This is a genomic window from Paractinoplanes polyasparticus, from assembly GCF_019710575.1.
GTDB classification, from domain to species: domain Bacteria; phylum Actinomycetota; class Actinomycetes; order Mycobacteriales; family Micromonosporaceae; genus Actinoplanes; species Actinoplanes polyasparticus.
On the sequence record NZ_JAHWFK010000073.1, the window covers coordinates 13578 to 34757 of the forward strand.

Below are 21180 nucleotides of genomic sequence, written 5' to 3' on the forward strand. Positions count from 1 at the left end.
TCCACTGTCCGAGAAGACGGGCAAAAGCGAAATAAAGGTCATCAATGTGAAATGGGTTACTTCGGATCACGAAATGCAACGGGTGTCTGCCTCACCCATCAAGCCGCCCTCGGCCGAAAGAATGTCGGGGACCGCCCATGTCTTCAATCAGTCCCGCACAGGGCATCATCAATCAGGTCGGCGGTGGGGTCGTGGGCCGGGGCCGGCACCCCGTCGGCAGGTTGCAGTGAACTCGTGTTGAAGGACACGACGATGCTCTTGGAGCCGTCGGCGCTGACCCCGCCTCTTGTCCGGGATCCGATGACGTCGCCCCCGTGGAACCAGGAGCCACCGCACGAGGTGGGTACGTACATGATGCCCAAGCCATACCGCCCTCCTGGCCAGTTGACCCGGAAGGCCTCGTTCGTATCGACGGTCGTGAGCATCTCACGGAGCTGGGCCGGCGGTAACACCTTTCCGGAGAGCAGCGCGCGGAGGAAGGTGTTGCTGTCCGAGGTAGTGCTGATCATTTCGGCTGCCGCACCGGCCCATGACGGGTTGTACTCGGTGACGTCGACGAAGTCGCCGTACTTCGGATCGTCCTCGGTGGCGCCGACCCCGGCAAAGCGTTCGTACGCGTTCGCATGCGGCTGGGGAATCGTCGGATCGGTGTCCGGTGCGGTGGTGTCGTGCAGGCCGAGGGGCCGCAGGATCCGCTCGTTGACCTCGTGCTGCCAGGTATGGCCGGTCACCACCTCGATGATGAGCCCGGCCACGGCGTAATTGGTGTTCGAGTATCCCCAGCTGGTGCCGGGGTCGAAGTCACGCGGCATCAATGTTGCGATTTCGACCGCCAGCTCGGCGGTCACCGTCTCATTCCTGTTCGCGAGGAAAAGAGATTCGTCGCCGGAGGAGACATAGTCCACCTCCCTCAGGTACTCGGGCAGGCCGCTGGTCTGTTGCAGCAGAGAACGTACGGTGATCTTGTCTCCGTCCGCGAGGACGTCCGGCAGGAACGATGAAACCGTGTCGTCGAGACCGAGTGCTCCTTCACCGACAAGCTGGAGAACTGTCGCCGCGACAAAGGTCTTGGTGAAGCTTCCGATACGGAACTTCGCATTCCAGGGCATGGAGGCCCGGGTCTCCCGGTTGCCGACACCGCTGCGTACCTCGATCTCATTGATTCTGGTCTGCAGGCCGACCAGGACCCCAGGAGTGCCGTAACGCAGCAACGCGTCGACATCATCCTGCAGGCTGAGCCGAGTGGCGTGCGCATGCACGAACCTCAGGCCGGCACCTCCTCCGACGATGCCAAGGACTAGGCCGAGGACGAGGGCGAGAATCCTCATCAGCAGCCTGCGCGTCGTTGTCGCGGCTGAACCGTTCACATGGGAGCGGCTCATGTCGTCTCCTGAAAGCACCATCGATTACCCCTCCCGACACGTGCCGGAGCCGTGGCGTCCTGAGGGCCGGGTTCAGGATCCGTGTCCGACCCCTACGACGGAGAGCGGAGCCCCGCGGTTCATGGCCGGGCGGCGCCACCGAGGTGATCGGTGACGGTCAGGCCGGCCCGCGCAGGGCGTCGACGGGTTGCATGCTCGCAGCGCGGAAAGCGGGGTAGAGCCCGGCGACCAGGCCGACCACCGCTCCCGCGGCCGGTGCTCCGGCGGCCAACCAGCCGTCGACGACCGGTGTCCAGTTCCGTACGACGCTGATCGTCACCACAGCCAGGATGCCGAGACTGGCGCCGATGACGCCGCCCAGCAGCCCGACGAAGACAGACTCTCCGAGGAACTGGGCCGCGATGTGACGGCGCCGCGCTCCCAGGGCGCGCCGCAGGCCGATCTCAGCAGTCCGCTCGATCACCGTGACCAGGGTGACGTTGGCGATTCCCAGGGCGCCCACGACCAGGGAGACCAAGCCGAGGACCAGCAACATGCCGCTGACGTCCTGGGCGACACCGGTGCGCAGGTCCGCCGGATCCGGCGGGGCGCTGACCTGCAAGGCGAGCGGGTCGTTCGGGCTGAGGGCCACCGGCGCCTGCTCTGCCACCAGAGGTGCGGCGCCGAGTGCGGTGGTCACCAGTACGGTATCGATCGGCCCGGCCCGTAGCGTCGTCTCGGCCGTGCTCCACGGCACCACGATGGCGCTGTTCAGCAGCGTCTGGTCGGTACGAGTGCTCGGGCCGAGGATGCCGATGACACTGAACGACTGGTCGTCGACGAAGATGGCCGGCTGCTGGTCGACCCGGGTGACACCGAGTTGCTCGGCCGCCTCGGGCCCGAGCACCGCGACCCTGTCGTGCCGCGTCACGTGCCCTCGATCGAAGAACCGTCCGGTGGTCACCGCCGTACGAGCGGCGGCCGGAAAGGCCACGTCGGTGGCGATGACGGTCAGCTTCCGGGTGGAGACCCGAGTCGGATCGTGCAGCGCCGTGGAGCGTACCGGCAGCTCGTTGCCCGACCGCGAACGGGCATATCCGCTCGCAGCGGTGACACCGTTGAGCCGACTGAGATTGTCGAGTGCGGTCCACGGCACCGGCGGCAGGCGTTCAGTATTCTCGGGCACCGGCACGGTTATCGTCACCTCGGTGGCGGTGGCGGCATCGAAGCGGGCCGCGATCTGGTTGCCCGCGGTGGCGGAGACACCGAGCGTTGTCACCAGGGTGCCGATACCGAGAACAGTGCCGAGAACGGTGAGCGCGGTGCGCGCCGGACGGGACCCGATCCCGCTGAGCGCCTCGGAGACGATCTCTCTCGCCCGTACTCGGGGGCTACGACTCACCGGGCCTGTCCCGCCACCTGAGGGAGCACCACCGTAGGAGCGTCTGTCGCAAGCTCGGTCAACCGGCCGTCCTGCATGCGCAGCCGGCGTTGCGCCCGACGGGCGACGTTGTTGTCGTGCGTGATGACCAGCAGGGTGGTGCCCTGCGCCCGCAGCTCTTCGAAGAGGTCGAGGACGGCGCCGGTCGTGACGCTGTCCAGATTACCGGTGGGTTCGTCGCACAACAGCAGAGCCGGATCGTCCAGCAGGGCCCGGGCGATGGCCACGCGCTGCCGCTCACCACCGGACAAGCGAGTGGGGAGAAAGTCGCGCCGGTGCTCCAGTCCGACCCGGGTCAGCGCCTCGATTGCCAGTCGCCGCCGCTCCGGGCGCCTCAGTCCGGCATAGAGTCCGCCCACCATCACGTTCTCCACAACGGAGCGGTAGTTCATCAGATGAAAGGACTGAAAGACGAATCCGATCCGCGCGCCCCGAAGAGCAGTACGGTGCCGGTCATTCAGGGCCGCCGTCTCAATGCCTTCGAAGGTGTAGGAGCCACTGTCCGGCTTGTCCAGCAGGCCCAGCACGTTCAGCAGCGTCGACTTACCGGAGCCGGAAGGCCCGACGATGCTGATGTAGTCACCCGGAGCGATACTCAGGTTGATGTCGGTGAGCGCATGGACCGGCGGATCGGTGGAAAACGACCGGTGGACACCGATAAGTTGGATGACTGGCGTCATGGACCGCTCACCACCACTCGATCACCGGCTCGCAGTGACGTGCCTTCGTCCGTCACCTCGACATAACCATCGGTCGCGAGTCCGGTGGTCACCGGAATGTCCTGCACGGTCGCCACTGCGGACTGCCGGGTCAGATATGCCTGGCCATCGGCGCGAGTGAAGACTGCCGCGACAGGAACTGCCAGGACCGCGCCACCGGTGTCGCCCACTGTGATGTCAGCTCGCACCGATTGCCCGACGAGGCCGGTGATTTTTACCCCTCCGGTCGGAGTGAGCCGGAAGGGCACCGTGACCGGCTTGTCACTACCTTGATCGTCCGTCTTCTTCTCATCGGGCACGGCACGGTCGGTGACCGCCTCGCCGAGGGCTGAGACCTTCGCCCGGTAGGTCCGGCCGGACGAGGAGGTCAACGTGGCCGTCTGACCGGGCTTGAGAAGCTTGGCGTCCTCCTGCGCGACGGCCCCGTCGACGACGAGCGACACATCGGCGAAGGTGGCCACCTCACCGGACACCAATGTCCCGGTCTTGGCCCCCACCGTGGTCAGCCGGACGGGCAGTCGTGGCACGAAGACGATCTCACCGCTGTGAATCCTCGCACCGGTGCGTTTGCGGAACTCGGCCAACCCGGTCTTGGCGTCGACGAGCTCGGAACCCGTGGCGGTACGGACCACTTTCTCGAGTCGGCGCTGCTCCTTCACTTGCTCAGCGGTTGGCTGGACAGCGCGGTAACCGTGTTCGGCATACCAAGCGGCTACCTTCGCGAGGACGCCACCGGTCATCGGCCCCGAGGCCGCGATCCCACTGCGGGGCTGCAGACGACGCATCGCGGCGCGAACCTGGACGACGTCGTCACCTGTGCTGCCCTCGGTCAAGGTGCGGTACATCGGCACCGTTCCGGTCAGGGCGAACACCGGACGGCCGTTGATCTCCATCAGTACGTCGCCTTCGTGGAGGATCCCGCCCGGCTTGGCCGCCCGGGTCACCAGCTGACCGCTCGGCTGCTCCCCCTCCACCGGCGCGACGCTTCCGGTCAGGAGGATCGGCGTGGCCTTGCGGTAGGTGACCGAGGCTTGGACAGTTACCCGGGCGGTCAGCGGCCGTTTCTCGACCAGCACGGTGATCAGCGATGCGGACGGCGGCTGCCGGCCGGCCGCCGCGTCGGCCGGTGATTTCACGTGCGCGGCGAGCATCCAGCCCGCCGCACCGGCGGCGAGAGCGACGGCGGTCGTCGCGGCGACGACCCGCGGCGGCCCGGACCGAGGCAGCAGACGCACCGTCACCCCTGGTTCAGATCGAGGTTGACGACGTTCGGGTAGCGGGTACGCACGATCTCGGCATATTCGCCACGGCAGTCAAGATCGGCGACAGCCTTTTTGATCTCTTTGGCCAATGCCGTTCGGGGATCGCCGGATCCCGGCGCGGTGTCCTCGTCACCGACCGCGGGGATCGTTGCCGGACGAACCTGGTCGAGGAGGAAAACTTCCACCTCGCCCGGCTTGCCGGTGGTGATGCGGTAGCCCTTGCCGCGCAGGCAGTCCGCGTACTGCTGAGCCGCCGCGACGACTGCCTTGTCCGCTTGGAACTTCTCGATGGCACGTTTGGCATCGGCCTGCGAACGTCGGAGATCTGTCGTGCCGAAAACGGTCTTGGACGCCTCCTCGACACAGCCCGGAGCGCCCTCGTCGCCCATGGCTTTGTCGTACGCTGCGCGTTGCGCGTCGTCCAGTTCCTCGCGAATCTTGTTGTTCGGGTTCTCCGTGGCACCACCTTTCGGCGGCGCGACCGTCGGGTCGTTCGGATAGACCTCCTTGGCGGCCACGCCGAAGCCGTACTTCTGACGCAGTGGCCGCACCACATCGTCGGACTGCAACAACGAGGGACGCCCGACATACAGGTCCGCTCGATTTGCCGTGCTCGTGCTTGTGTGAGGAACGTAGGAGAAGCCCTTTTGCTTCATGCAGTCGGCGATCAGGTTCTCCACTTTCAGCTGCCGAGCCGCGAAATCATCCTGGCCTGCCGTGGCCTGTGCACCCACTGCCGCCGTGGTTTGTGCACCCGTTCCAGCCGTAGCTGTCGAGGATGGTTCCCCCTGGTTCGCGTCGCCGCAGGCGGTCAGCAGAACAAGGCTGGCGGAAATCAGGCCGGCACTGAGCAGTACGCGTTGCATTTCTTCTCCCGGACGAGCTGTGAACTGACGCCGGGAATTCTGTACCGCAGCCGGTATGCAGGGCGTAAACGAGTTGTTTATCGAACGGTTATCGGCCGGGCGGCTGAGGAAGGACGACGTCGAAGCGCAGTCCGTCCCGGCCGGTCGTGTGGCAGTTGACGGCACCGTCATGGGCCTGGGCGATGGAGCGCACGATGGTCAGTCCCAGGCCGACGCCGTCGGGTCGATTCATCCGATCCGCACCGAGCCGCTGGAAAGGCTCGAAAAGCCGAAGGGTCTCGGATTCCGGCACGTCATCACCGCTGTTGGCGATGGTGAGCGCAGGCCGGGCCGCCACCGCGACGTGGATGGTGCCACCCGGACGGTTGTACTTGATGGCGTTCTGGACCAGGTTGGTGACCATCCGTTCGAGCAGCACCTGTTCGCCGTCGACGGTCCGAGGTTGCAACGCCGAGCTGATGGTGACTGCAGCCCGTTCCGCCGCGGCTCGGTGCTCCACCAGCACGTTCTCCACGATGAGATCGAGTCGGACGGGCCCGCGTGCGGCCAGCCCGCGGTCGCTTTCGCTGAGCACCAGCAAAGCTTCGATCAGCTGGACGTTGCGCTCATTGGCGGCCAGGAGTTGTTCCGCCACCACGGCCACCTTCGCGGGCCCCGGGTTGTTCGCCAAGCCGACCTCGATCAGGGCGCGCTGGACGGCAAGCGGGGTACGCAACTCGTGCGACGCGGCGGCGGCGAAGCGGCGCTGCGAGTCGTAACCGACGCTCACCCGCTCCAGCATCTGGTTGATCGCCTCGGCCAGCTGGACCGTCACACCTGTGAATCGGCCGGCGGTGACGCGGTGACTGAGGCCCTGCGGCCCGACGTTGCGGATGAGGGCGGCTACGTCCCGCAAAGGGCGCAGGGCCCACCGGACCGCAAGGGCCAGCAGGACGAGACCGGCGCCCGCCAGGACGGCTTCGACGATCCGTACCTGACCTGCCGCGCACCACCAGCCAGGGGTCGGTGAAGCAGCCGCACCGACCGGAGTCACCGCGCAGATGCCGCCGTTGTGGAGGACCAATGTCGAGAGCAGGTCGTTCGTGAGCCGTGGTGACCACCGGCCGGCAGCAGCAGCGACCACGCAGAGGAAGAAAATCCGCCACTGCGGTGAACTCAGTCGCAGCACAGAGGGCTCACGGGCCGAGCCGGTATCCGATTCGGGAGACCGTATGGATGAGTGGCGGGTCCCCCAACTTCTTGCGTAGCTTCATGACGGTCACCCGTACCGAATTGGTGAAGGGGTTGGCGTTTTCGTCCCATGCCTGTTCCAGTAACTCCTCCGCGCTGACCACCGCGCCGCCGGCTCTGAGCAGCACTCGCAGAACGGAGAACTCCTTCGGAGTCAACGTCAGAGGGAGACCCTCTCGTGTCACCGTGTGCTGGCCCGTGTCCATGACCAGACCGCTGTGCTGCAGCACCGGCGTAATCCCCTTTCCCGGCCGACGACCCAGCGCTTGCACACGCGCCACGAGCTCGGCGAAAGCGAATGGCTTGATGAGATAGTCGTCGGCTCCGAGGTTCAGGCCCTCGACCCGTTCCCGGATTCCCGCGGCAGCGGTGAGCATGAGTACCCGGGTGTCGCGACCCGACTCGATGATGTGACGGCACACCGCGTCGCCGGACAGGCCCGGCATGTCCCGGTCGAGCACGACCACTTCGTAAGCGTTCGTCAGGACCCTGTCCAGGGCGCTGGAGCCGTCGTAGACGACATCGACAGCGAGCGCGAGCCCGCGCAGGCCCTCCGCAACCGTCTCCGCCAGGACGCGTTCGTCATCGGCGACCAGTACCCGCACGTCAGATCTTCCTCTCGAAACGCGGGCCTGAGGATCGCACAAGCCCCATAAAACTTTCATAACCCGACGAAGGGCGGCTGGCCCGCAGACTCATGGTCGCTACAACGTTCAACGCTGGTGAAGTGTTCACGCCGACCGCTGCCGCTCGGTCATGCCTTGCGGACGACCCTGCGCCGGCACACTTCTCGAGCACTCACTCAGTCAGCTGTCCGGCGTGGTCTCCAGGGACCCCATCAGCTCGACTGACAGCAGACACCTCTGAACGCCTGCCGCCCGCGGGCCGTCTGCAGGGGCATGCCGAACCTTGTCTCGACCCGAATCCGGCTCAGCCGTCCGGGGACACCGGTCCGCGCAACTCGCTCTGACCCGATCGGGCGTACGGTAGCCTCTGCTCCGCGCAGCCCGTCCGGTGCGTGACGTGTGACGAGTTCAGTCACGGTAGAGGGCGGTCTGGCCGCTGGACGCGGTGAGGCCGCCATCGACCGGAATGTGCGCCCCGTTGACGTACGAAGCCTCCGGGCCGGCCAGGAAAGCGACGACCGCGGCGATCTCGGCCGGATTCCCGGGGCGGCGCATCGGCACCCGGTCGTCGTAGCGAGCGCGCAGCGGCGTCCCTTCGGCCAGCGCGGCCCGGATGAGGTCACTGCTCAACGTGACACCCGGGTGCACGGCGTTGACGCGCACCTCGTGGCCGTGGTCCAGGGCCATGGCGTTGGTCAGATTGGCCACGGCTCCCTTGGCGGCGTTGTAGACGGCCTGCTGCCAATCGCCGCGGACCGCGCTGTTGGAGCCGATGTTCACGATGCAGCCGCGCACCGTGCGCAAGTGGGGCAGAGCGGCGCGCGAGGCGTGAAAGACCGTGTCAAGATTGGCGGTCATCATGGCGCGGTAGTCCTCCGGCCGGGCCTCTTCGGCAGTTCCGGGCAAGGCCAGGCCGGCCCCGTTCACCAGGACGTCCAGACGTCCGAAACGCCGCGCCACGCCGTCCATGAGGGCGGCGGCCGCACCGGGATCGGCGACGTCGCTCGGCCAGGCGTGCATGTCCTTCCCGGCCGGGCCGGCCTCGATCGCATCCTGCAGGGTCTTCTCGGTACGCCCGACGAACACGGTGGTGTAGCCGTCCGCGGCGAATCGGTGAGCGATCTGCGCTCCGAGCCCGCCACTGGCACCGGTGAGGACCGCGACCCGACCGGCACCCGGAATGTCAGGAGTTGTCATGGGAACAAACCGTAGGCCGCACGCCGGGGCGGACGCTTGCACGACGGCGACACCTTCCCAGGACATTCGCGACAGCAGCGCCCGCCCCGTGCGAGCCGCCGACTTCGCCGACTTCACCCGCCGCTATGACACCCTCACGAGCGGGCACTTCCCGTTGCCCCGCTTCGATGCCGCGACGTTGGCGGGCTTTCAGGCCCGGTTCCTCGCTACCCAGTTGCATGACGTGGCCATCGTGCGCGGTGACGGAGTCTCAGCACTGCGTACGGCCAGTGGCCCGGCCATCCGTGACGATGTCGTGCGCCTGTGGCTGGTCGACCGAGGAGAATGGGCTCTGGGAGATTCGCGTGACGGTTCCGCTTTCACGGTCACCGCCGGGGGGTTCGCCCTGCGCCACGTCGGACGGCTGACCCACTTCGCGACGCCGCCCGGCACGAGCGCGCAGATCTTCGTGCTGCCCGCCGCCGAGCTGACGCCTCTGCTGCACGGGCGCACGGTGCGGGGAGCCGCGAGCACCGCCGAGGTGCGTCTGCTGGCCGCGCACGCCGGAATGATCCAGAAGATGGCCTCAGCCCTCAGCTCCGCGGGCGTCGACGCGGCCCGCGAAACCTTGATCGAACTGGCCCGGGCGGTGGCGCTTCGGGGTTTCGACGCGGCCGACTCGCGCCTCGCGCCCGCGCTCACCGAGGCGGCGAAGGCCGTGGCCGAGCGCCGGCTCACCGATCCGGATCTGTCGCCGGCGATGCTGGCCCGCGAGCTCAACGTCTCCGTACGGACGCTGCAGCGCGCTTTCGCCGCGGACGGCCTGCAAGTCGCGACCTGGATCCGCGAGCGGCGCCTGCAGGCCGCGCGGTCGGCGCTGGAACAGAACCGGTGGAGTGTGTCAGAGATAGCGGCCCGGTGGCACTTCGCGGACGGCAGCCACTTCAGTCGCGCTTTCAAGAAGCGCTACGGCCTCGCACCGGTCGATCATGCGCGCGAGTGCGGCCGTTGACGGCGTCTCACTGAGCCGGCGATCCGAGGCGCACTGCCGGTGGAGCCCGGAACGCGACGGCGAGCGGGTCCTCGAAGGGTTGCTCCGCTCGGCCGGCGCGGGTCCGGGCTGTCAGGTCAGGCGGGCGGAAGCGCCCGGATGACCGTCTCGGTGACGGAGGATGCCGAGCCCTTGGCCGCCACCCGCAACGAGGCATACCCGGTTCCCGTGAGGGTGGCCCGGTACGTGCCGTCGCTGTCACGGCGAACCGTGGCCGTCTTCCACGTCGCGCCGTCGTCGTACGACACCTCGAGCGTCACCGACCGGGTGCCGGACGGGGGCGTCAACCGGACGCCTGACGTGATCGGGCTGATCCGGACCGTGCCGAGTTCCGACACGACGGCCGGGTCGGTGAAAGTCCAGTCCACGGTGGACGCGGTGGACGAGGTGAACGCGGTGACCGAGCGACCCTGCTCGAGGCGCAGCCGATAATTCGCCTGAGCCTGCGGCACGCGAAGCGTGGCCTCGCCCGGGACGTCGGAGAACGCCACCTGTTCGCCGTCGCGGAACAGGGTGGTGCCGCCGGTCAGGCCGCCCGGGACGGCGATTGTGGTGCCGGGGTGCCCGGCGCTGTCACAGTTCATCGCGATCCGAACCGACAGCCGCTCACCGGTCCAGCCGATGCCCCCGCCGGTCGGGCAGGGCGCGATGACCGGAGCGTTGTAGACGGCGGAGTACTTCCGCCCAGCCTCGTACGGACGTGGCTCCTCGGCGGTCCAAACCTGTTCGTAGTCGCCCTCGTCACGCCATTCGTAGAGGCCCGTATTCCAGGAGACACCGCTGAAGGTGGTGAAAAAGCGGGTCGCGGAGGCCTCGGTAGTAAGCGGGGCCAGCGGCAGCGGAACTCCCGGGAGGCGGGCGCTCGTGGTCAAGTTGAGTGTGCTACCGGGCATCTGCCGTCGCACCTCACCGGTCTCGACCGCGAGATCCCGTGCCGTGACGGCGCCGGTGAGACCGTCGGGCACGCCTCCGGCGAACGGCCAGGCCAGGTGGTACGCGCCGCTGTCCGAGCTGTACGCCAACCGGACCACGGAGTTGACGGCATCACTGTCTGCGCCCAGCTGTGCACTTCGCAGAGAACCGCCGTAGCTGTTGGTGGCGTAGGAGGCCCACCCGGTCGCGGTTCGTACGACTGAAGCGACCGAGCCGGCCTCGAACCGAGCGCCGGCATCGGGCACCGTGGCCGTCACGGGCTTGGCCTTCCGAGTGTCCACGGTGACGTCGGTAGCGCCGGTGACCGTCACCGAGGGCTGAGTGACGGAGGCGCTGATATACGTTCCGTCCGCCGATTCCGCGAAGTACTGGGTGACGATCGCGTAGCGGCCGCTCGGCACTTGCAGGTTGATGTCGGCAGTCCACGGATAGTGGTAGAGGGAGTCGTAGAGGTACGGGGTGTCCAAGCCGATCACCTGGGTGTAGTGATCGGCGCTGGGCAGCCCGTCGAGGCCGAGCACGTGCAGGTCGAGATCGACCACCGCCCGGTCGCGAACCACGGCGACCGGGGTGGTGACGACCTGGTCCCCGGCCGCGGCAGTGAGCTGCCCGGTGTGCGGCCCACCGGTCAGCGTGGCCGGGGCCGTGACCCGCGCCGAGGCGGTGCCCCCGGCCGGGACGGTCAGGGAGGTGGCGTTCACCGCGAACGGCGCGCTCACCCGCAGCGTGAGCGTCAGCGGCCGGGTGCTGTAGTTGCGGTAGCTGACCGTCCGGGTGATCGCCTTGCCGGCGGTCTGCCGGCCCAGACTCAGGCTCGGCGGGTCGGCCACGACGGCGGTGCGTACCGCGCGGGCCACGTCGACCCGACCCGCGCCCTGGGCGTACGCCCCGAGGTCAGCGGACGGCTGAGCTGAGCCCATCAGGCCCGCCTTGAGCTGGGCCGGCGTCCAGTCCGGGTGCTTCTGGCTGAGGACAGCGGCGGCGCCGGCGACGTGTGGTGCGGCGTACGACGTGCCGTAGCCCATGCCGTACGGCCCGGGTCCGGCGTCGCGGCTGACCGCATGCGTGATGTCCACGCCGGGCGCGGTGATCTCCGGTTTGATGCTCTCGCCGTCGAGCCCCGGCCCGCGGCTGGAGAAATCGGCCAGCCGGTCGTGGTAGTCGACCGCACCGACGCTGAGCGCGTCCGCGGCGTCGGCCGGCGATTCGACCTTGTAGTCGTCGCCGTTGGCCGGGTCGTTGCCGGTTTTGCCGCTGTTGCCGGCGGCCACGACGAACAGAGTGCCGTACTTCTCGGTCATCTCGTCGACCGCGGCCTCGAGCGGGTCGGTGCCCGGCGTGTTCGGGAAGCCGAGGCTCATGTTGACGATCTTGGCGCGCTGGGTACCGGCGGTCCACTCCATGGCGGCGATGACCGCCGACTCGGTGGTGTCGAAGTCACCGGCCTTGGCCGAGACCAGCCGCACGTCCGGAGCGACACCCCGGTAGCGCCCGTCGGACGCTGTACCCCGGCCGGCCAGGATCGAGGCGACGGCGGTGCCGTGACCACCAATGTCGTGCACATCCCCAGTGACGGCGGTGCCGGTGGAGAAATCGGCCTGCGCCGCGACGACCGGGGCCAGGTCGGGGTGGGTGACATCGACGCCGCTGTCGATGACCCCGACCGTCACCCCTTTCCCGGTCAGGCCGGCCTGCCAGGCCTGCGGCGCCCCGATCTGCTGAACCCCGGCGGCCGCGGTGAACCTGCCCTTCGCGTCGAGCCACAGCTTGCCCGCACCGGTCCCGGCCTTCCAGTCGCGAGCCAGGTTCTTCTTGGGCGTACGGATTGCCGTGGCCCCGAGCCCGGCCAGAGCGCGCACGCGGGCGCCGCTCACAGTCGCACCCCGGCCGGCGATCAGCGGGAGGTCGGCGCGCCGGTCGTCATAGCCGGCCGCCACGAGACCGGTGACGTCGAACAGCCGGGCGTCAAGCTTGTCGGCGCGCAACAGCGGCAGCGCGTCGGCCGGGACGACCCGGGTGCGACCGCCGACCGTGCTGGTCGCCATAGGGATGCCAGACCGGCCCGGGCCGGGCGTCACCGTGACGGCGCCACCGGCGAGGGTGACCCGGTCACCGGTGATCAGCGTGACGGTCCGGGCCGAGCCGCCGCTCGGCTTCTCAGCAGCCTGAGCCGGGCTGTTGTCCACCGGTACGGCCGACGCCGCCAGGACCACCGCGCTGATCGCTGCGATGAATCTTCTTCGTGATGTGTGCACGCCTAGGAAGACGTCGCTCGACCGTCCTTTGTGCACATCTGAGAAGAATGTTCTAGATTTCAGGACCGGGGCGCTGGGTGAACAGGTCGCCGCGTGGTCGTGCCGGCTCAGTTCTCAGCAGCCCGGGCGGCCAATTCGTACGACCGGATCCTCGCCTCTGGATCGAGGATGTTGGGGCACAGCATCAGCTCGTCCGCCCCGGTCTGTTCGACGATCTCGGCGAAACGCCGGCGCACGGTGCCGACACTGCCCCGGGCCTGCGCCGCACCGGTCGCCTCGGCATAGTCCCGGCCCGCCTCCGGCGGGGGAACCGCGGCCGCCTCCCCCGGCGACAACAGGCCCGCGGAGCCCGGCGGCATGGCCCTCGCCATGTCGGTCGGGCGGGCCAAGGCCGCGGCCTGCTCATCCGTGTCCGCTACGACGGCCTCGACGGAGACCATGACGTACCCTTGGCCGACAGGGCGGTCCCGTGGTGCTCGGCGAACCAGACGCGCCGGTACCCGAGATCGTCGAGGCGCGATACGGCTCGCGCGGTCGCGTCGATCACCTCGGCTGCGGTGCACCCCCTCTCGGCGATCATGAGTTCCAAAGACGACAAAGCGAATTCATATCCGTATGACGGAGGGCCGACGGCCACGGTTCAGCCGTCGCCTCTGGGCACGAGTAGGTGGCACCTGCGATGCCGGGGCGAACGTCTCGTTCGGCGCCGTCTGTCTCACCCCGGTGGTGTGCCCGGGATGCTCGCGCACGAGTTGCCGGCCCGACAACCGCACCTTTCTCTGACGCGTCGGGCGATAGCAGAGAGGATCCCCTCGTGAGCTGTCGCTCCGCGGTCCGGCTCGCCGTACTCGTGCTCGGGCAGGTCGCGACAGCACAGCGGCGCGGGTGTGCTGAGCACGTCCGCGCCGCTGTCTCACGTACTGGCAGGGTCTTATCGGAGGCCGAAGGCCCGGGTGATGCGTTGGTCGACTGTGTTGCCTCGCGTGTCGCGTGCGCTGGTGCGCAGTGTCACGAACTGAGCAGCGCGCGGGGCCGTGATCCGGGTGCTCCAGCCGTCCGGTCGCCAGCGGACGGCGGCCCGATGCCAGGTGGCCCCGTCGTCGTACGAGACGTCGAGCGTGAGTCCCCGGACGATTCCAGGGTCGGTCGCCCTGGCCGGCGTGGACGTGCCGACCGTCAGGTCGAAGGTTCGTTTCGCCCGGCCGCCCCGGTCGGTGTCCACGTCGTAGTCCAGCTGGATCAGCGGCGGGGAGGTGGCCGTTCCCGGCTTCCCGGCACCGGAGGTGAACGACCACTCGGTGCGGGTACTGGTCGAGTACGGCCCGGGCCACGCACCCCGGTTGTTCTCCGAGACCAGCCGGTACGGGAGCACCTGTGCCGGTAGCGGGCCGACGGCCAGCACCGGGTTGTCCCGGTCGGTGGCACTCACCACCTTGTCACCCTGGTAGAGGGTCAGCCGGTTGTCGACGTCCAAGTTCCCGCCGGTGTCTCCCTCATGGGCGGCGCCCGAGTCACCCCAGCCCGGGATGTCGGCGAAGAACCAGCCATCATCCCCGCGGACGATGTCGAGGCTGTCCGGGTCGTCAACCAGGCGGGGCCGCTGCACCGGTCCGAACCATCGCTGTCCGTACACCGAACCGGCCCGGTATGCAGTCGGCGCGGTGTGCTGGGTCTGCTCCCCCGGAATCTTCACATTCGAGATCCACTTCTTTCCGGCCGTCACCCAGTCCGTACGATCGCCCTGGGCCGGCGCGTCGACGTAGTCCAGGAAAGTCGTCAACCCGAGCGTGTCGATCTCGTAGCGCTGATCAAGCGCGCGTCCCGGACGCCAGTTGTCGAACGACATGTCGATCCGGGCCAGGTTGCCCGGTGTGGCCCGGTAGGAGAGATCCTTCGGCACTCGTCCGACGTAATCGTTGACCAGGTCGTAGGAGTACTCGGTGACAGGGTGCGAGGTGACGTCCAGCCGGACGCGGTGCTCGCGCTGGATGCGCGCGATCAGTTTCTCGCCCTCGTCGTGCGTGAGGGTGGCGACGGTGAGCGGCGGCGGGTCCGACGGCATCCAGACCGGCCCGGGCCACGGCTCGAGGCGCCCGACCCCGTCGTTGACGACGAGGAGCAGCCGGGCGCCCGCCGACGCCGCCACGGCTGCCTGTTCCTGGATGGAGGCCGAGTCGCCGGCCCGGACGACCAGGGCCTTGCCGCGTACGGCGCCGCCCAGAACCGCGTCGAGGCGGCGTACCTCCGCCGGCAGTGGCGTTGCGCCCCTACGCACGAGCAGGTCGTCGTAGCCGTCGACGGTCAACGTGGGCTGGGCCAGACGCCAGCGGGCCGACGCGGTGAGCGTGCCGTCCGGCACTTGATCCGTCGGCAGCACCCACACGCTGTCGTACTGCGGTCCCGGATACCACGCGTCCATCCACGGGTTGCCGGTGATGTCCCGGATGAGGGTGAACCGGGACGCGACCACCGTGGACGGCCGCGGGGTGGTCGCGGTCAACCGGCGGGCCTTGGCCGCGTCGAAGATCACCGTGCGGTCGCTGTTCAGCTGGATATCCGTCACCGGGAGGATGGCCAGGCCCTGAGAACGCGGACCGTGGGTCCCCTCGACATCGGCGGTCAGATAGGCGGTGTAAGTGCCCTCGGGCAACCGCAGGTCGAGCCGGCCCGTCTCGTCGATCGTCTGTATGGCTGTCCGGTCACGGCTCAGCAGGACAACCACGCCGCTGAGCGGCTTTCCACGGCGGTCCCGGGCCAGCAGCTCGAGCCGGCGCCGCACGCCTTCCCGTCCCCCACCGACCGAGGTACGTAACCCACCGGTCGCCGTCACGTAGCCGGCAAAGGCCTGGTCGGCCGGGACCTTGTCGAAAGACATCGTCGCGGTCGCCGAGGCGGTGCCGTGGGCGGGGACGGTGATCTGCCGGGCCGACAGGGTGATCGCGTCGAACGAGGTGGCCAGATCGAGCGTGACCGGGGCCGCGCCGATGTTGGTGTAAGTGATGTCGCGGTCGACCGGTCCCGCCGGCGTGGACGGATAGCCGAAGTTGATCGAGCCCGTCGCGAAGACCGTGGCGCTCGCTGTCGCCGCGACATCGAGCCGGCCCGTACCGCCCTGATAGGCGTCCTGGCTCGGAGTAGCACTGGTGGTGCTGACCAGGGCATCCTTGAGCTGCTGGCCGCTCAATCCGGGGTGCGCGGCGGCGACCAGCGCCGCGGCGCCGGATACGTGCGGCGTCGCCATCGAGGTGCCGCTCAGCGACAGATAGGGGCCCTCGCCGAGCGCGCTGAGGTGGGAACGGGCGGCCACGATGTCCACGCCCGGCGCGGTCAGGTCGGGCTTGACCGCTCGGTCGCCGAGCCGTGGCCCCTGCCCCGAGAAGGTGGCGAGAGCGTCCCGGCCGTCCACGGCGCCGACGGTGAGTGCCGCGTCGGCCACGCCCGGCGTCCCCACGGTGAACTCGCTCGGGCCCGCGTTGCCGGCTGCGACGACGAAGAGCGCGCCGGTCTCCTCGCTCAGCTGATTCACGGCCAGACTCATCGGGTCGGTGCCGTCAGTTCCGTCACCGCCGAGGCTCACGTTGATGACACGGGCATGCTGCTCGCGGGCCGCCCACTCCATACCGCTGATGATCCACGATTCCTGGCCGTAGCCCTCGTCGTCGAGCACCTTGGCGACGTGCAGGCGTACGCCCGGTGCGACGCCGCGCTCCTGCCCGCCCGAGGCGGCACCGTTGCCGGCAATCGTGGACGCCACGTGCGTGCCGTGGCCCAGGCTGGCTTCGGGCGCGAGAACGGGTCCCAGATGTGCGTCTCCTATGGGCCCAAGGTGGGGCTTTCCCGAGTGATCAATGTGCTTGAGTTTGGGTCCCACCTTGCAGACGTCGGCGGGTGAGCGCGAGCATGTCGATCAGCCAGCCTGGCCCGCCGGTGATGTCGCGCGTGCGGAGGAGTGCGTCGAGCTCGCGGCGGCCCGCCGGGCTGCCCGCGAAATAGTCTTCGCAGATTTCGAGCAGTAGCGGTAGCAGATCATCGTCGGGTTCACCGGCCTGCATGCTGTCCTCCGCGATGGCTCGGTGTGGCTGTCCAGAGGGTTAGGCATGCTGTTCGGTGCGAGCGCGGGTCTGCGCGAGGCGGTAGGAGTCGGTGCCGGTCTCGATGATGTTGCCGCCGAAGGTGATTCTGTCGACGATCGCGGCGCAGAGCCGCGGGTCGCTGAAGGTCTTGGTCCAGCCGGAGAATGCCTCGTTGGAGGCGATCGCGACGGACGCCTTCTCCTCTCGCTCGGTCAGTACTTGGAACAGCAGTTCGGCGCCGCGTTTGTCGAGTTCCATGTAGCCGAGTTCGTCGATGCAGAGCAGGTCGACACGGCCGTAGCGGGCGATCGTCTTGGCGAGGATCTTCTCGTCCGCGGCTTCGACGAGCTCGTTGACCAGCTTGGTGGCCAGGACGTAGCGGACGCGGAAGCCAGCCATCGCGGCTTCAGTGCCCAGTGCGATGTGCAGGTGACTTTTGCCGGTGCCGGAGTCACCAATCAGGCAGAGCGGCAGTCCTTTCTTGACCCAGTCGCATTTGGCGAGGGTGTGGACGACGGCGGGGTCGACGTGCGGGTTGGCGTCGAATTCGAAGGCTCGCAGGCTCTTGTCCCGGGGGAATGCGGCCGCTTTGATCCGGCGTTCGGAGCGGCGTCGGGCCCGGTCGTCGCATTCGGCCATGAGTAGTTCGGCGAGGAACCCGCGGTAGCTCTGTTGGTCGCGGGCGGCGGCCTCGGCGAGGTCACCGAACTGGCCGCGGATGGTGGGCAGGCGCAGTAGTCGGCAGGCGGAGTCGATCGCCGCGTCAGCGGCTTGTTCGGTGAGCCCTCGGTGGCGAGTCATGACCGGTTCCTTTCTGCGGTGCGCGGCGGCAAGCGGAGCAGTTGGTCATAGGCGGTGACCGAGGGCAGTGGTCTGGTGTCGGCGGGCAGCTGCGCGAGGCGCCGTTCGGTCAGTGAGACAACGTTGCTGGCGGGGCGGCGAGGGCGATCGACTAGCTGCGAGTGGTCGTCGTTCTCGGCGAACTTGCGGGCCTGCAGGGCGACGGCATCCGCGGTGAGCGCCCCGGCGCGCAGTGCGGCGGCCAGGCCGGCGACGACGTGCTCATGCGGCATGTGTCGGTGCAGTAGGAGAACCTCGATCAGGGCGCGGGTGCCGGCGGAGTCACCGTGTGCTTTGCGGACGGCTTCCCACCAGGCGTCATGGACCGGGGTGAACTTGCCTGCCGCGCGGGCCTGCTCGAGCACGGTGGAGCCTGGCAGGGCGCCGGGCTTGCGCAGCAGTGCCTCCAGGTAGTGGTCGAGATCAAGGCGGGAACTATTTCTGGCCATCAGCCGCTCGTGTCGCGCCACCTCGGCGCGGCCGTCATAGACGACCAGCTCGGAGGCGGACAGGTGAACTCGGACCTGCCGGCCGACCAGCCGGACCGGCACCGAGTAGCGGTTCATGCGGACGGTGACCTGGCTGTAGCGGTCGACGCGAGGCCCGAGCCAGGTGCCGGTCTCGAATAGCTCGTCGGGCAGAGCAGATAGTCGCGGCTGCTCGATCGCGAACATTTCGCCGACGGTGTGCGCTCGCGATCCGATTCGCCGGTCGTTGTCTGCCGTGTCCCAGACATCGACCCATGTATTGAGCTGCTCGAACGAGTCGACTTCAGGGACTGGGACCAGATGATTGCGGCGGAACCAGCCGATCTGTCCCTCGACTCCGCCCTTCTCATGGGCGCCCTGCAAACCTGGCTGGCAGTAGAACGGGTCTATCGCGAAGTGGGACCGGAACGCCGTCCACCGCGCCGTTTCGACCCGCTGCCGAGAGAAGCCGAGGACCTGGGCGACCGCGGCCCGCAGATTGTCGTAGCGGATCTTGCCGGCCGGCACCCCACCAAGCGTGGTGAACGCGTGGACGTGGCCTTCCAGGAACGCTTCGGACCCGCCGGAAGCGAAGATCCGGTGGACAGCCTTGCCAGAGAACGACAACCGTAGCGCGAACAGCATGCAGGTAACCGGCTCCCCGCGCAGGTTGATCGTGACCTCGCCGAAGTCGACCTCCGCTTCCTCGCCCGGCCGGTGGGTCTGTGGGAAGAACACGTTGACCGGCCCCCGTCCGGCCTCGACGCGGATCTTTGGCTTGCGGTCGGCGACATAGCGGCGCACAACCGAATACGACACTCCGCGCATGCCGTGCTCGGCGATCAGCCGGTCGTAGATACGGGTCACCGTGTGCCGCTGCTTGCGAGGAGCGTCTAGATCCGCCCGCAAGATCTCGTCGATGATCTGCTTGAACTCGTCCAGCTTCGACGCCCGAGGCGGCATCGGCTTACGCGGCTGCGGCCACGCCGACTGCAACGCCGCGCGGACTGTGCGACGGCTCACCTTGTACTTGCCGGCCATCGCCCGCACCGACAAGCCAGCATGGGAGTCCCGGCGGATCGCCGCGAACAAGTCAACCTTCGACATCGGCGCCATCGGCAGGCCCCCGTCCAGACCCGCCGATGCTCCCATCAGCTCAGGTGGGACCGAAACCGGCGAACATCGAATCCACCCGATCGAGGTGGGACCCGAACTGGTGAACAAAACGCTGGCCAAGGCGCTTCGCGACCGCAGCAGCATCGAGGTCTGCCCGACCAAGGCTGTTCAGCCTGACTCGCCAGACACCCCACAGAACTGCGCCGAGATGTACTCCGTTCAGGGATGGCCGGGAACTCCGGCAGATCGACGACAAAAACACCGTCAAGATCATTGAATGGATGCGCGAACGGCGACAAAGTGACGGGTATCGGTGCCGGGCTGCTCTGGCTCATGGCGGCTGCCGCCGGTCTTGGCTTGCAATATCTGATCATCAGGACTGCCGTCTACCATGCGCTGGTCCGGTTGCTGCGGGACGCCTCCCGCCAATCAGACATGCGAGAAGGTTTCGACATCCCGAGACAGGTCGACCAGCTGACCACTCACCTAGCCAAGGTTGTTAAGCGCCTGCCGCCGGAGTAGAACCCCGCCGGCGCGATGATGCGTAGCAACTTGCGAGGGTGGGCCCCGCAGTCGCGCCCACTGGAACCGGCAGGCAAGCAATGGGTCCATAACTCCCGACCAGACGGGACCGTTACCCGCGCCCAGAGCCACCCAGGCCGTCCTCGACCGACTCGCCGGGCACGAAGGACGTGGTCGCTCTCACCGAGCTGGTCAGGTCCGGGTGGGAGGTGTCGATTCCGGTGTCGAGAACGGCGACGTCGACACCGCCACCGGTGTTGCCCGTCTGCCAGACCTCGGGGGCACCGATCTGCGCGGTGCTCTCGGCGAGGTCGGCCTTGGCCTTGCCGTCCAGCCAGATCTTCTTGATCCCCCGGGTTGATCGAGTGCCGACCGCGGAGGCCAGGAAGCGACCGGAACGGTCTGCGACCATGGCGGCCCCACCGATGCTGTCCAGCGGTCGCAGGTCGGTGGCACCGGCCGGGACGCCACGAGCGGTGAGTGCCGGCCCGTGGTAGGTGACGATCAGCGGGATGCCGGAGCTGTGCGCGTCGTCGTAGCCGGCGGCCACAAGCTCGGTGACATTGAACAGGTCCTCGTCGAGCAGACCGGACGCCAGGTGGGGGAAAGCCTCGTGCGGGTAGACGTACGTGTCGCCGTCCTTGACCTTCGACAGGTACCCGGCGAGCTCGCCCTCGGCGTTACGCACCTGGACGCCGCCGTCGGCGGCCAGGCTCACCTTGTCGCCGGTGATCAAGGTAACCGTGTTCGCCGGTGCGCTCACGGGCAGCCGGGACGATGGGGCCGCGTGGGCGGAGGCGGGGACGATCGCGACCGAGCTGGTGATCAGCGCGACCAGCCCGATCCCGCGCAAACGTGATAGTGACAACGAAACCTCGCGGTGATCATGATTCGGACACCGCTCACTATGAAGATCCTCTATTACGCAGAGATCACGTACACCGCTCCCGGGCCGCGGACGTCGGCGCCGCAGTCCGGTGGTGCTTGTTGCACGGTCTGTTCGTGATCGGCGGCAGGATCACCCGGGTTTCGCTGAGGTCAGGGCAAAGGTTCCCAGACCAGGCCTCCGGCGGTTTCCTGGGGACGGCCGAACTGGGCGTCGGCGAAGTGGATACCGAAACCGATGGTGGACTCGTCACCGAGGCTGTCCAGAACCCGCAGTCAGCCTGAGTTGCCCCCGCTTTGATGGAGCGGTGGTTACCTGCCGCCGGTCGGGGCAGGGGTGAGGTTATCTGGCTCGCT

At 68.1% G+C, this 21180-nt stretch carries 18 protein-coding genes; 3 read left to right on the forward strand and 15 right to left on the reverse strand.

Annotated features, from left to right (window positions below):
* Positions 1 to 143: 143 nt before the first annotated feature.
* The 8 genes from KXC43_RS47740 to budC form a co-directional block, all read right to left on the reverse strand.
* Complete coding sequence (locus tag KXC43_RS47740; protein ID WP_255646078.1) at positions 144 to 1382, reverse strand: serine hydrolase domain-containing protein; 1239 nt, start codon at positions 1380 to 1382, stop codon at positions 144 to 146.
* Between the two features lie 157 nt (positions 1383 to 1539).
* Positions 1540 to 2763, reverse strand: a complete 1224-nt coding sequence (locus KXC43_RS53125; RefSeq protein WP_221382949.1) for an ABC transporter permease — start codon at positions 2761 to 2763, stop codon at positions 1540 to 1542.
* Entirely contained in the window at positions 2760 to 3482 is a 723-nt protein-coding gene (locus KXC43_RS47750) for an ABC transporter ATP-binding protein (RefSeq protein ID WP_221382950.1), read from the reverse strand. The genes KXC43_RS53125 and KXC43_RS47750 overlap by 4 nt, the downstream gene beginning before the upstream one ends.
* Positions 3479 to 4756, reverse strand: coding sequence for an efflux RND transporter periplasmic adaptor subunit (locus tag KXC43_RS47755; RefSeq protein WP_221382951.1), 1278 nt, complete (start codon positions 4754 to 4756; stop codon positions 3479 to 3481). The genes KXC43_RS47750 and KXC43_RS47755 overlap by 4 nt, the downstream gene beginning before the upstream one ends.
* Positions 4757 to 4758: 2 nt before the next feature.
* Complete coding sequence (locus KXC43_RS47760; protein WP_221382952.1) at positions 4759 to 5649, reverse strand: hypothetical protein; 891 nt, start codon at positions 5647 to 5649, stop codon at positions 4759 to 4761.
* Positions 5650 to 5737: 88 nt separating this feature from the next.
* Entirely contained in the window at positions 5738 to 6772 is a 1035-nt protein-coding gene (locus KXC43_RS47765) for a sensor histidine kinase (protein WP_308129589.1), read from the reverse strand.
* Positions 6773 to 6824: 52 nt separating this feature from the next.
* Positions 6825 to 7484 carry a response regulator transcription factor gene (locus KXC43_RS47770; protein WP_221382953.1) on the reverse strand — a complete coding sequence of 220 codons (660 nt, stop codon included), beginning with the start codon at positions 7482 to 7484 and terminating at the stop codon, positions 6825 to 6827.
* Positions 7485 to 7913: 429 nt separating this feature from the next.
* Positions 7914 to 8702: a meso-2,3-butanediol dehydrogenase gene (gene budC / locus KXC43_RS47775; RefSeq protein ID WP_221382954.1), complete on the reverse strand. Its 789-nt coding sequence runs from the start codon at positions 8700 to 8702 to the stop codon at positions 7914 to 7916.
* Here budC and KXC43_RS47780 point away from each other — a divergent pair.
* Positions 8701 to 9693, forward strand: coding sequence for a helix-turn-helix domain-containing protein (locus tag KXC43_RS47780; RefSeq protein ID WP_221382955.1), 993 nt, complete (start codon positions 8701 to 8703; stop codon positions 9691 to 9693). The genes budC and KXC43_RS47780 overlap by 2 nt on opposite strands.
* Positions 9694 to 9809: 116 nt before the next feature.
* Here the strand turns inward: KXC43_RS47780 and KXC43_RS47785 are convergent, their stop codons facing one another.
* The 6 genes from KXC43_RS47785 to istA form a co-directional block, all read right to left on the reverse strand.
* Complete coding sequence (locus tag KXC43_RS47785) at positions 9810 to 12878, reverse strand: S8 family peptidase (protein ID WP_221382956.1); 3069 nt, start codon at positions 12876 to 12878, stop codon at positions 9810 to 9812.
* A gap of 149 nt (positions 12879 to 13027) precedes the next feature.
* Positions 13028 to 13360 carry an LLM class oxidoreductase gene (locus KXC43_RS47790; RefSeq protein ID WP_221382957.1) on the reverse strand — a complete coding sequence of 111 codons (333 nt, stop codon included), beginning with the start codon at positions 13358 to 13360 and terminating at the stop codon, positions 13028 to 13030.
* 491 nt (positions 13361 to 13851) lie between these two features.
* Positions 13852 to 16791 carry a S8 family serine peptidase gene (locus KXC43_RS47795; protein ID WP_221382958.1) on the reverse strand — a complete coding sequence of 980 codons (2940 nt, stop codon included), beginning with the start codon at positions 16789 to 16791 and terminating at the stop codon, positions 13852 to 13854.
* The gene (locus KXC43_RS47800; protein WP_221382959.1) at positions 16766 to 16972 is read right to left on the reverse strand and encodes a hypothetical protein; all 207 of its coding nucleotides are present in this window, start codon (positions 16970 to 16972) and stop codon (positions 16766 to 16768) included. Before KXC43_RS47800 ends, KXC43_RS47795 begins: the two co-directional genes overlap by 26 nt.
* Positions 16973 to 17011: 39 nt before the next feature.
* Positions 17012 to 17794 carry an IS21-like element helper ATPase IstB gene (gene istB / locus KXC43_RS47805; protein ID WP_221382960.1) on the reverse strand — a complete coding sequence of 261 codons (783 nt, stop codon included), beginning with the start codon at positions 17792 to 17794 and terminating at the stop codon, positions 17012 to 17014.
* Positions 17791 to 19407: an IS21 family transposase gene (gene istA, locus KXC43_RS47810; RefSeq protein ID WP_221382961.1), complete on the reverse strand. Its 1617-nt coding sequence runs from the start codon at positions 19405 to 19407 to the stop codon at positions 17791 to 17793. The genes istB and istA overlap by 4 nt, the downstream gene beginning before the upstream one ends.
* Between istA and KXC43_RS47815 the strand changes: the two genes are divergently transcribed.
* Positions 19331 to 19693, forward strand: coding sequence for a hypothetical protein (locus KXC43_RS47815; RefSeq protein WP_221382967.1), 363 nt, complete (start codon positions 19331 to 19333; stop codon positions 19691 to 19693). The two genes, istA and KXC43_RS47815, sit on opposite strands and share 77 nt — an antisense overlap.
* Positions 19694 to 19716: 23 nt before the next feature.
* Positions 19717 to 19938, forward strand: coding sequence for a hypothetical protein (locus KXC43_RS47820; protein ID WP_221382962.1), 222 nt, complete (start codon positions 19717 to 19719; stop codon positions 19936 to 19938).
* Between the two features lie 112 nt (positions 19939 to 20050).
* Here KXC43_RS47820 and KXC43_RS47825 read toward each other — a convergent pair whose 3' ends face one another.
* Positions 20051 to 20791 carry a S8/S53 family peptidase gene (locus tag KXC43_RS47825; protein ID WP_221382963.1) on the reverse strand — a complete coding sequence of 247 codons (741 nt, stop codon included), beginning with the start codon at positions 20789 to 20791 and terminating at the stop codon, positions 20051 to 20053.
* Between the last annotated feature and the right edge of the window lie 389 nt (positions 20792 to 21180).